Source organism: Kitasatospora sp. NPDC056446, assembly GCF_042796115.1.
In the GTDB taxonomy this organism is placed as follows: domain Bacteria; phylum Actinomycetota; class Actinomycetes; order Streptomycetales; family Streptomycetaceae; genus Kitasatospora.
This window is the reverse complement of the sequence record NZ_JBHTRF010000031.1, coordinates 1-10,984: the sequence shown is the minus strand read 5'-3', so window position 1 is coordinate 10,984 and position 10,984 is coordinate 1. Positions and strand designations below refer to the sequence as shown.

General features: G+C 72.8%; 8 protein-coding genes. 4 read left to right on the top strand and 4 right to left on the bottom strand.

All coding sequences use genetic code 11. The annotated features are described in order from the left end of the window. Window positions 1-94: 94 nt before the first annotated feature. Entirely contained in the window at window positions 95-1,267 is a 1,173-nt protein-coding gene (locus ACFQ6N_RS20515; protein WP_380650724.1) for a PP2C family protein-serine/threonine phosphatase, read from the bottom strand. A 209-nt stretch (window positions 1,268-1,476) separates the two neighbouring features. Between ACFQ6N_RS20515 and ACFQ6N_RS20510 the strand changes: the two genes are divergently transcribed. Both ACFQ6N_RS20510 and ACFQ6N_RS20505 read left to right on the top strand, forming a co-directional pair. Further along, the gene (locus ACFQ6N_RS20510; protein WP_380650722.1) at window positions 1,477-1,695 is read left to right on the top strand and encodes a heavy-metal-associated domain-containing protein; all 219 of its coding nucleotides are present in this window, start codon (window positions 1,477-1,479) and stop codon (window positions 1,693-1,695) included. A gap of 67 nt (window positions 1,696-1,762) precedes the next feature. Continuing rightward, window positions 1,763-4,027: a heavy metal translocating P-type ATPase gene (locus ACFQ6N_RS20505; RefSeq protein WP_380650720.1), complete on the top strand. Its 2,265-nt coding sequence runs from the start codon at window positions 1,763-1,765 to the stop codon at window positions 4,025-4,027. Window positions 4,028-4,127: 100 nt separating this feature from the next. Here the strand turns inward: ACFQ6N_RS20505 and ACFQ6N_RS20500 are convergent, their stop codons facing one another. The 3 genes from ACFQ6N_RS20500 to ACFQ6N_RS20490 form a co-directional block, all read right to left on the bottom strand. Continuing rightward, window positions 4,128-4,847, bottom strand: a complete 720-nt coding sequence (locus ACFQ6N_RS20500; RefSeq protein WP_380650718.1) for an SDR family NAD(P)-dependent oxidoreductase — start codon at window positions 4,845-4,847, stop codon at window positions 4,128-4,130. 593 nt (window positions 4,848-5,440) lie between these two features. Beyond that, window positions 5,441-6,730 carry a citrate synthase gene (locus ACFQ6N_RS20495; protein WP_380650716.1) on the bottom strand — a complete coding sequence of 430 codons (1,290 nt, stop codon included), beginning with the start codon at window positions 6,728-6,730 and terminating at the stop codon, window positions 5,441-5,443. Between the two features lie 226 nt (window positions 6,731-6,956). Beyond that, a complete protein-coding gene (locus tag ACFQ6N_RS20490) occupies window positions 6,957-9,188 on the bottom strand; it encodes an ATP-dependent RecD-like DNA helicase (protein WP_380650714.1) in 2,232 nt (743 codons plus the stop codon). Window positions 9,189-9,460: 272 nt separating this feature from the next. Between ACFQ6N_RS20490 and ACFQ6N_RS20485 the strand changes: the two genes are divergently transcribed. Together ACFQ6N_RS20485 and ACFQ6N_RS20480 are read left to right on the top strand one after the other, a co-directional pair. After that, entirely contained in the window at window positions 9,461-10,252 is a 792-nt protein-coding gene (locus tag ACFQ6N_RS20485; protein ID WP_380650712.1) for a VOC family protein, read from the top strand. Window positions 10,253-10,380: 128 nt separating this feature from the next. Further along, window positions 10,381-10,842 (top strand): GNAT family N-acetyltransferase, encoded by a 462-nt coding sequence (locus ACFQ6N_RS20480; protein ID WP_380650710.1) that lies wholly within the window; start codon window positions 10,381-10,383, stop codon window positions 10,840-10,842. Window positions 10,843-10,984: the final 142 nt, after the last annotated feature.

Below are 10,984 nucleotides of genomic sequence, written 5' to 3'. Positions count from 1 at the left end.
GGGCGGGCCCCCGCCCCCCGCGGGGCGGGGGGGGGACCGCCCCCGGCGCTCCCGGCGCACCCGGCCGTCAGCCGTCCGTCAGCCGTCGGCCCCGTCAGCCGTCCGTCCGCGCGATCAGCAGCAGCAGCGCGTCGTCCCGCAGCTCCCCGCCGGTGTGCGCCAGCAGGTCCCCGTAGACCCGCCCCACCGCCGCCTCCAGCTCCCCCGCCGAGCGCCCGGCGCCCCGCACCAGCGCCCCCACCCGCTCCGCCAGCGGGTAGAACTCGCCGCTCCTGCGGTGCCGTGCCTCGATCACCCCGTCCGTGCAGAGCACCAGCACGTCCTCCGGCCCGAACGGCTGCCCCCAGCTGGCCGGTTCGCCCGCCGCCAGCCGGCTGAGGCCCAGCGGCACCCACGGGTCCGGCGCGTTCAGCACGTGCGCCCGCCCCTCGCCGTCGACCCGGATCGGCGGCACGTGCCCGTACTGGAGCAGTTCCATCGCCCCGGGCGTCCGGAACTCCGCGAACAGCGCCGTGGTGAACTCCCCTTCCGGTACGTGCCGTTCGACACTGGCTTCGATCCTGGCCGCGACACCGCGCAGCCCGGACTCGTCGTACGCGGCCTCCCGGAAGGCGCCGAGCACCACCGCCGCCGTCTGCACGGCCCCCAGCCCCTTGCCGCGGACGTCGCCGACCGCCACCCGGGTCCCGTGCGGCGTCTCCAGGACGGAGTAGAGGTCCCCGCCGATCCGCGAGGCGTCCGCCGCCGAGACGTACCGCACGGCCAGCCGCAGCGGCCCGACCTCCGGCCCGGGCAGCCGCAGCAGCGCCCGCTGGGCGGCCTCGGCGACGGAGCTGACGGCCGCGAACGCCGCCGCGCGCCGCATCCGCAGCTTGGCGACCCAGGCCGAGAACAGCGTCACCACCAGGTAGCTGACCATCGCGCCGTAGAGGAAGCGCGCGTCGTTGATGTTGTCGACCTGGTCGTAGTGGCTGAGCCCGAACACCGCGAGCAGCCCGAGCGCGCAGACCGCGAGCAGTTCGCGGGGCCGCAGGGTCAGGGCCGCGACGGTCGGTACGACGGTCATCAGCGGGGCCAGGTAGCGGTCCTTGCCGGAGAGGAAGTCCGCGAGCGCGACCAGCAGGACGGCGAGCAGCGCCGGGACGGCGCGGCGCCAGAACGGCACGTCCTGGAGGTCGGCGGCGAGCAGGGCGCCGCGCTGCCGCTCCGGCGGCAGTCCGGCTGCCGTGGGGGCCGAGGGGGACTGGGCGCGGCGGATCGGAAACACATATCGAACATAAGGGACGATCACCACGCGCACTCACCCGCCCGCCCCTCCGGCGCCGCGCCGTCCTAGGCTCGGTTTCCGGAAGGTGTCCTCCCGCACACCTCCCCACCGATCCCAGGAATACCCCAGAGGGGTATGGTGTTGCACGTTCGTCGACACCGTCCGACCCCGGGCCCGCGCCCGGCCGCACCGACCTCCCGGAGGCCCCGATGTCCAGCACCGTCACCTACACCGTGTCCGGCATGAGCTGCGGCCACTGCGAGAAGGCCATCAGCGAGGAGCTCTCCGCCCTGACCGGCGTCACCGGGGTCGCCGCCGACGCCAAGGCCGGGACCGTGACGGTCTCCTCCGCCGACCCGTTGGAGGACGAGCAGGTCCGCACCGCCGTCGACGAGGCCGGCTACGAACTGGTCGGCCGCAGCGCCTGAACCGCCGAGGTGCGGCGGGGCCCGACCGGCGGCCCCGCCGCACGCCCCCCACGAGGAGCTGATCCGCATGAGCACGTCCGCCCCGGACGTCGGGGCCCGGGACCGGGTCGAACTGTCGATCGGCGGGATGACCTGCGCCTCCTGCGCGGCCCGGATCGAGAAGAAGCTCAACCGGATGGACGGCGTCGAGGCCACCGTCAACTTCGCCACCGAGAAGGCCCGGGTCGACTACGGCCCCGGCACCACGGTCGGGGACCTGATCGCCACGGTCGAGCGCACCGGCTACACCGCCGAGCTCCCGCCGCCCCCGGCGCCCGCCGCCGAGCCCGCCGACGGCACCGGCGCGGCCCCCGACCGGCCCGACCCCCTCCTCGACCGGCTGCTGACCAGCACCGTCCTCAGCGTCCCGGTGGTCCTGCTGTCGATGCTCCCGGCCCTCCAGTTCACCAACTGGCAGTGGCTGGCCTTCGCGCTCACCGGCCCGGTCGTGGTGTACGGCGGCCTGCCGTTCCACCGCGCGGCCTGGACCAACCTCAAGCACGGCGCCGCCACCATGGACACCCTGGTCTCGCTCGGCACCCTGGCCGCCTTCGGCTGGTCCTTCTGGGCACTGTTCTGGGGCCACGCCGGCATGCCCGGGATGCACCACGCCTTCTCGCTGTCGATCGGCCGCACCGACCCCTCCTCCACGCTCTACCTGGAGACCGCCGCCGCCGTCACCGTGCTGATCCTGCTCGGCCGCCACCTGGAGGCGCGCTCCAAGCGCCGGGCCGGCGCCGCGCTGCACGCCCTGCTCGACCTCGGCGCCAAGGACGTCGCCGTCCTCCGGGACGGCCGCGAGGTGCGCCTGCCGGTGGACCGGCTCGCCGTGGGCGACCGCTTCGTGGTCCGGCCCGGCGAGAAGATCGCCACCGACGGCGTGGTGGTCGAGGGCGGCTCCGCCGTGGACGCCTCGATGCTGACCGGGGAGTCCGTCCCGGTCGAGGTCGCGGTCGGCGACGACGTCACCGGCGCCACCGTCAACGCGGGCGGGCGGCTGGTGGTCGAGGCCACCCGGGTCGGCGCCGACACCCGGCTCGCCCGGATGGCCCAGCTGGTCGAGGAGGCCCAGAACGGCAAGGCCGCCGTGCAGCGCCTCGCCGACCGGGTCTCCGCCGTCTTCGTCCCCGCTGTCATCCTCATCGCCCTGGCCACCCTGGTCGCCTGGCTGCTGGCCGCCGACAACCCGACCGGGGCCTTCACCGCCGCCGTCGCCGTGCTGATCATCGCCTGCCCCTGCGCCCTGGGCCTGGCCACCCCGACCGCCCTGATGGTCGGCACCGGCCGCGGCGCCCAGCTCGGCATCCTGATCAAGGGCCCCGAGGTGCTGGAGTCCACCCGCAAGGTCGACACCGTCATCCTCGACAAGACCGGCACCGTCACCACCGGCCGGATGACCCTGGTCGCCGTGCACACCGCCGAGGGCGTCGACGAGGCGGAGGCGCTGCGCCTGGCGGGCGCCGTCGAACACGCCTCCGAGCACCCGATCGCCGCCGCCGTCGCCGCGGCCGCCGTCGAGCGGACCGGCGCGCTGCCCCCGGTCGCGGACTTCCGCGCCGTGCCCGGCCGGGGCGTGGAAGGCGTCGTGGCGGGCCGAACGGTGGTCGCCGGGCACGAGGCCCTGCTCGCCGACCGGGCGCTGCACCTGCCGCCCTCCCTGGCCCGCGCCAAGGCCGCCGCCGAGGCGGCCGGCCGCACCGCGGTCGCGGTCGGCTGGGACGGCGAGGCCCGGGCCGTCCTGGAGGTCGCCGACGCGGTCAGGCCGACCAGCGCCGAGGCGATCGGCCGGCTCCGCGCGCTGGGCCTGCGGCCGGTGCTGCTGACCGGGGACAACCGGCCGGCCGCCGAGGCGGTGGCGGCCGAGCTCGGCATCCCCGGGCGGGACGTGTTCGCCGAGGTGCTGCCCGAGGACAAGGTCGCGACGGTCAAGCGGCTGCAGGCCGAGGGCAAGGTCGTGGCGATGGTCGGCGACGGCGTCAACGACGCGGCCGCCCTCGCCCAGGCCGACCTGGGCCTGGCGATGGGCACCGGCACCGACGCGGCGATCGAGGCCGCCGACCTCACCCTGGTCCGCGGCGACCTGCGCTCGGCCGCCGACGCCATCCGGCTCTCCCGCAGGACCCTCGCCACCATCAAGGGCAACCTGTGCTGGGCCTTCGGCTACAACGTCGCGGCGATCCCGCTGGCCGCGGCCGGGCTGCTCGACCCGGTGATCGCCGGGGCCGCGATGGCCTTCTCCTCGGTCTTCGTGGTCAGCAACAGCCTGCGGCTGCGCCGCTTCCGCCCCGCCTGAGCCACCCGCCCACCGCCCACGACACGGCCGCCGCGACACGCCGAGGGCCCGGACCGACCCACGGTCCGGGCCCTCACCGAAGGCCGACGCCCCGGGCGGGTCAACGCCCCAGCAGCTCGCCGCCGTTGCAGTGCAGGATCTCGCCGGTGATGAACCCGGCCTCGGGCGAGGCGAGGAAGTGCACCGCCGCCGCGACCTCGCCGGTCTCGCCGATCCGCCCGAGCAGGGTGCGGGCCGCCCGGCGGGCGACCTCGGCCTCGTCCAGCCGCGGCCCGAAGAACTCGGTGCCGCTGACCGTCCCCGGCGCCACGATGTTGGCGGTGATGCCCGAGGTGCCCAACTGGGCGGCCAGGAAGTGGTTCCAGGCATGCAGCGAGGCCTTCGCGGCGCCGTACGAGCCGGCCCCGCGCAGCGCGGCGATGGAGCTGACGGTGACCACCCGGCCGGAGCCCGGGGCGAGCCGGTCGCGGACGGACTCGGTGAGCAGCACCACGGTCAGCACGTTGCGCTCGAAGTCGCCGCGCCAGCGGGCCAGCAGGGCGTGCGGCCCGGCGCCGATCACGGTCTCCCGGCTGCCCGCGTTGTTGACCAGGACGTCGATCCGCTCGGGCAGTTCGTGCAGCGCGGCCTCCACGGCGTCCGGGTCGGCGAGGTCGCACACCAGCGGGGTGACGTTCGGCCCGAGGTCGGCCGCGGCCTTCTCCAGGACCGCCCGACGCCGTCCCACGATCACCACGTGGTCGTCCATCTCGGCGAACCGCCGCGCGACTTCGTACCCGATTCCCGTGCCACCGCCGGTGACGACGACGTTCCTGGCCATCTGCGCACTCCCTCCCCAGTTCCGCCGTCGCGCTGCGAGTGTGCGCGACGGTCCGTACCGGAATGCCACGATTCCTATCACGCTCGGTTGCCGTGACTGCGGGGAGGGTGACGTCCCGCGCGAGGGAAGGTGTGATATGAGCGGGGTACGACGCGCACACGGAGCGTGGCGAGAGGCAGCTCACACCCCCCGGGCGTAACTTCTCGCACCCTGATACGTCTTAGGTTGGTAGTGCGGCAGTTTTTCCGATGGGCGAGGACGCGATGAACGGCACCGTGTCCCCGCGCTTCCACCGGCTGTCGCCGACGGGGCTCCGGCGGGCCCCGGGAACGGTCGTCGTCCTCGACGGCCTTCGCGCACGACGCCGGGGTTCCGGCGGGCCAGGGACGCTTTGAGCGGCCGTCCCCGGCTGCGGCCGACCCCGGAGTCGTGCGCCGTACGGTTCCGTCCCCGCGACAGCCCCTCCGGGGGCGGCGCGGGAACGCGAAGGGGCCCGGCCGCCCAGTCGGCGGTCGGGCCCCTTTCAGCTTCCGTCCGGGTCAGTGCCCGTCGTCGGCTCCCGGTGTCGGTGCCACCGGTGTCGCTTGCTCGCGTCAGCGGCCTTCGAGCGGCACGTAGTCGCGGATCGCGGTGCCGGTGTAGATCTGGCGCGGACGGCCGATCCGGCTGGTCGGGTCGTTGATCATCTCGTGCCAGTGCGCGATCCAGCCCGGCAGCCGGCCGAGGGCGAACAGCACGGTGAACATGCTGGTCGGGAAGCCCATGGCGCGGTAGATCAGGCCGGTGTAGAAGTCCACGTTCGGGTACAGCTTGCGCGAGACGAAGAAGTCGTCCTTGAGGGCGTGCTCCTCCAGCTTGAGCGCGATCTCCAGCAGCTCGTCGCTCTTGCCGAGCTGGCTGAGGACCTCGTGGGCGAGCAGCTTGACCTGGGCGGCACGCGGGTCGAACGCCTTGTAGACCCGGTGGCCGAAGCCCATCAGCTTGACGCCGGCTTCCTTGTTCTTCACCTTCGTGATGAAGGCGTCGACGTCGCCGCCGTCCTTCTGGATGCTCTCCAGCATCTCCAGCACGGCCTGGTTGGCGCCGCCGTGCAGCGGGCCCCACAGGGCCGAGATGCCGGCCGAGATCGAGGCGAAGAGGTTGGCGTGGCTGGAGCCGACCAGGCGCACGGTGGAGGTCGAGCAGTTCTGCTCGTGGTCCGCGTGCAGGATGAGCAGCTTGTCCAGCGCGTTGACGACGACCGGGTTGAGCTCGTAGTCCTCGGCGGGGACGGCGAAGGTCATCCGCAGGAGGTTCTCGACGTAGCTCAGGTCGTTGCGCGGGTAGACGAAGGGCTGGCCCATCGCCTTCTTGTACGCGTACGCGGCGATCGTCGGCAGCTTGGCGAGCAGGCGGACCGTCGAGATGTGGCGCTGCTCCGCGTCGAACGGGTTGTGGCTCTCGGGGTAGAACGTGGAGAGCGCGCCGACCACCGAGGACAGCATGGCCATCGGGTGGGCGTCCCGCGGGAAGCCCTGGAAGAAGCGCTTGACGTCCTCGTGCAGCAGGGTGTGCTGGGTGATCTCGCGGTTGAACTCGGCCAGCTGCGCCGCGTCGGGCAGCTCACCGTTGATCAGGAGGTACGCGGTCTCGATGAAGCCGCCCTGCGAGGCGAGCTGCTCGATCGGGTAGCCGCGGTACCGCAGGATGCCGTTGTCGCCGTCCACGAAGGTGATCGCGGACTTGTACGCGGCGGTGTTACCGAAGCCGTTGTCCAGGGTGACCAGGCCGGTCTGCGGGAGCAGCTTCGAGATGTCGAAGCCGGCGTTGCCCGCAGTGCTCTCGACGACGGGGTACTCGTACTCGCCGTCCTGGTACCGCAGTACTACCGAGTTGTCGCTCACGTCTTCCTCACCGACGAAATGAATCCTCTTCCAAGGTGCCCTGACTGCCCTCTACCATCCCCCATCCGGAGGACAGCCGCGCACCCGGGGTGGCCCGGAAGGGCCCGCCCCTACAAAACCTGCCGCCGCAGCCGGTACGAACCGGACAAGATCGGCACCACCCTAGGCTCTGCCGTAAATCTCTTCACGTCAAGAGAACATTAGAGGCAACCATCCCGTTGGATAATCATCCAGTAGTCAGCCGATGATCGAGCGCGGTATGCCTCCGACCTGCGCTGACGGCCCGCACAGCCTGCGCGATCGCCTTCCGTGACCCGACCAGCACCACGAGTTTCCGTGCCCTGGTCACAGCGGTGTAGAGCAGGTTCCGCTGGAGCATCGTCCAGGCGGACATGGTGACCGGAATCACCACGACCGGGTACTCGCTGCCCTGCGAGCGGTGGATCGTCACCGCGTACGCGTGGGCCAGCTCGTCCAGCTCGTCGAAGTCGTACGCCACCTCCTCGTCCTCGTCGGTCAGCACCGTCAGCCGCTGGTCGTCCACGCTGAGGGCGGTCACCACTCCCACTGTGCCGTTGAAGACGCCGTTCCGCCCCTTGTCGTAGTTGTTGCGGATCTGCGTGACCTTGTCCCCCACCCGGAAGGTACGACCGCCGAACCGCCGCTCGGCCAGGCCCTCCCGGGCCGGGGTCACCGCCCCCTGCAACAGCGTGTTCAGGTTCCCCGCGCCCGCCGGGCCCCGGTGCATCGGGGCCAGCACCTGGACGTCCCGGCGCGGGTCGAAGCCGAACTTCTGCGGGATCCGGCGCGCCACCACGTCCACCGTCAGCCCCGCCGCCCGCTCCGCGTCGTCCTCGGCGAACAGGAAGAAGTCCGCCAGACCCTCCGTCAGGGGCGGCCTGCCCTCGTTGATCCGGTGCGCGTTGGTCACCACGCCCGACTCCTGCGCCTGCCGGAAGATCCTGGTCAGCCGCACCGACGGGATCGGGCCGCCCTCCGCCAGCAGGTCCCGCAGCACCTCCCCCGCGCCCACCGAGGGCAGCTGGTCCACGTCCCCCACGAACAGCAGGTGAGCCCCCGGCGGCACCGCCTTGACCAGCTTGTTCGCCAGGATCAGGTCCAGCATCGAGGCCTCGTCGACGACCACCAGGTCCGCGTCCAGCGGCCGGTCCCGGTCGTACGCGGCGTCCCCGCCCGGCTTCAGCTCCAGCAGCCGGTGCACCGTCGAGGCCTCCACACCGGTCAGCTCCGACAGCCGCTTCGCCGCCCGGCCGGTCGGCGCCGCCAGCACCACCTTGGCCCGCTTCGCCAGCGCCAGCGTCACGATCGACTTCACCGTGAAGGACTTGCCGCAGCCCGGACCGCCCGTCAGCACCGCGACCCGCTCGGTCAACGCCAGCCGCACCGACTGCTGCTGCTCCGGCGCCAGCTCCGCCCCGGTCCGCCCGGCCAGCCAGTCCAGCGCGACCGGCCAGTCCACGGCCGCGAACCACGGCATCCGGTCCGCGTCCGAACGCAGCAGCCGCAGCAGCTGGTTGGCCAGCGAGATCTCCGCCCGGTGGAACGGCACCAGGTACACCGCGGTGACCGGCTCGCCGGCCTCCCCCGGCACCGCCTCGCGCACCACGCCCTCCGCCGCCACCAGCTCCGCGAGACAGTCGATCACCAGCCCGACGTCCACCTGGAGCAGCTTCACGCCGTCCGCGATCAGCCGCTCCTCCGGCAGGAAGCAGTGCCCCTGGTCGGTGCTCTGGGACAGCGCGAACTGGAGCCCGGCCTTCACCCGCTCCGGGCTGTCGTGCGGGATCCCCACCGCCTGGGCGATCCGGTCCGCCGTCAGGAAGCCGATGCCCCACACGTCCGTCGCCAGCCGGTACGGCTCGTTCCGCACCACGCCGATCGACGCGTCGCCGTACTGTTTGTAGATTCGCACAGCCAGCGAGGTCGACACCCCGACTCCCTGGAGGAAGACCATCACCTCCTTGATGGCCTTCTGCTCCTCCCAGGCCGCCGCGATCTTCCTGGTCCGCTTCGGCCCCAGCCCCGGCACCTCGATCAGCCGGCCCGGCTCGCTCTCGATCACCTCCAGGGTGTCCACCCCGAAGCGCTCCACGATCCGCTCGGCGAACCGCGGGCCGATCCCCTTGATCAGCCCCGAGCCCAGGTACCGCTGGATGCCCTGGATCGTGGCCGGCAGCACCGTCGTGTAGTTCTCCACCGTGAACTGCCGCCCGTACTGCGGATGCGAACCCCACCGCCCGTGCAGCCGCAGCGACTCCCCGACCTGCGCCCCCAGCAGCGCGCCGACCACGGTCAGCAGGTCGTTGCCGCCCCGGCCGGTGTCCACCCGGGCCACCGTGTAGCCGGTCTCCTCGTTGGCGTAGGTGATCCGCTCCAGCACGCCTTCGACCTGCGCGAGCTGGAGCGGCTGCTGCCCCGACGACGCCTGCTTGCCCACCGGGCCCCCTTCGACCGGTACGGGTGGTTCATTCCGCTACGCACCGTACCGCCCGGCCCCGACAGCCCCGAACCCCGTCGGGCCCGGGCCGGCGCCCGGAACCCGGGCCGGCACCCGGTGGCCCGGAACCCGGGCCGGCACCCGGTGGCCCGGAACCCGGCGGCCCGGGGCCTGCCGTGCACCCCCTCCGCCGAGGTGCCAGGCTGTGAACCAGGCAGGGGGACCGCCGACCGTGCCCAGCCGGGCCGGCCCGTCCGAGGAGCAGTGCCGACATGCTCAACACCGCCTTCCGCCCCGGTTCCCCGGACTGGCTCGACCTGAGCAGCCCCGACACCCGGGCCTCCGTCGACTTCTACACCGCGCTGTTCGGCTGGTCCTTCGACTCGGCCGGGCCCGAGGCCGGCGGCTACGGCTTCTTCCAGCTCGACGGCCGGACCGTCGCCGCGCTCGGCCCGCTCACCGAGGAGGGCGCCCTGCCCGGCTGGACGCTGTACTTCGCCACCCTCGACGCCGACCGCACCACCGAACTCGTCGAACAGGCCGGCGGCCGCGTCCGGTTCGCCCCCTTCGACGTCTTCGCCGCGGGCCGGATGGCCGGCTACACCGACCCGACCGGCGCCGACTTCGCCGTCTGGCAGCCGCACGACACCCGCGGCCTGGACCTCGTCGACCAGGAGGGCAGCCTCTGCTGGGCCGAGTGCCACAGCATCGACGCCGAACGCGCGAAGTCCTTCTACCGCGCCGTCTTCGGCTGGCAGGAACAGGACGTCCCGCTCGAAGGCACGCTCTACACCGTCCTCACCCCGGCCGGCGGCGGAACCGACGACGCCCACGGCGGAATCGCCCAGCTCAGCCCCGACCGGACCGCCGCCGGGACCTCCTCGCACTGGCTCCCGTACTTCGAGGTCCCCAACACCGACGCCGGCATCGCCATCGCCGACACCCTGGGCGCGACCGTCCGGGTCCCGGCCACGGACGTCCACGGCGTCGGCCGCCTCGCCCGGCTGACCGATCCGCACGGCGCCGACTTCGCCCTCATCACCAGCTCCAAGCCCGGGGAGTGACACCGGATCACCTCGCGGGCCCGCGGTGCCCGGGCCGGCCCGCCGGGTGCCCCGGGAAGGGGCGTGAGGGGGTGCTACGGGCGTAGACAGGTGGCGGGTGGACCACCAAGGCCTCTTATTCTCTGATCATGAGCGACACGACCGATCTGACGATCCGCCGAGCGACCGAGGCGGACCTCCCCGCGATAGTGGCGATGCTCGCGGACGACCCGCTGGGCGCCACCCGCGAGACCCCCGACGACCTCACCCCGTACCGCGCCGCCCTCGCCCGCATCGACGACGACCCGCACCAGCACCTCGTCGTCGCCGACCGCGCCGGCCGGACCGTCGGCACCCTGCAACTGACCCTCGTCCCCGGCCTCTCCCGACAGGGCTCCACCCGCACCATCATCGAGGCCGTCCGCATCCACGCCGACGAACGCGGCAGCGGACTGGGCACCGTCCTGGTCGAGTGGGCCGTCGAACGCTCCCGCGAACTCGGCGCCGACCTCGTCCAGCTGACCTCCGACGCCACCCGCACCGACGCGCACCGCTTCTACGAGCGGCTCGGGTTCGTCCCGTCGCACATCGGTTTCAAGCTGAAGGTCTGAAAAGGCCCCGACCGGGCCCGGAAATGCGAAAAACCCCCATCCGGATACCGGATGGGGGTTTTTCTGAATGATTGTTCGGCGGCGTCCTACTCTCCCACAGGGTCCCCCCTGCAGTACCATCGGCGCTGTGAGGCTTAGCTTC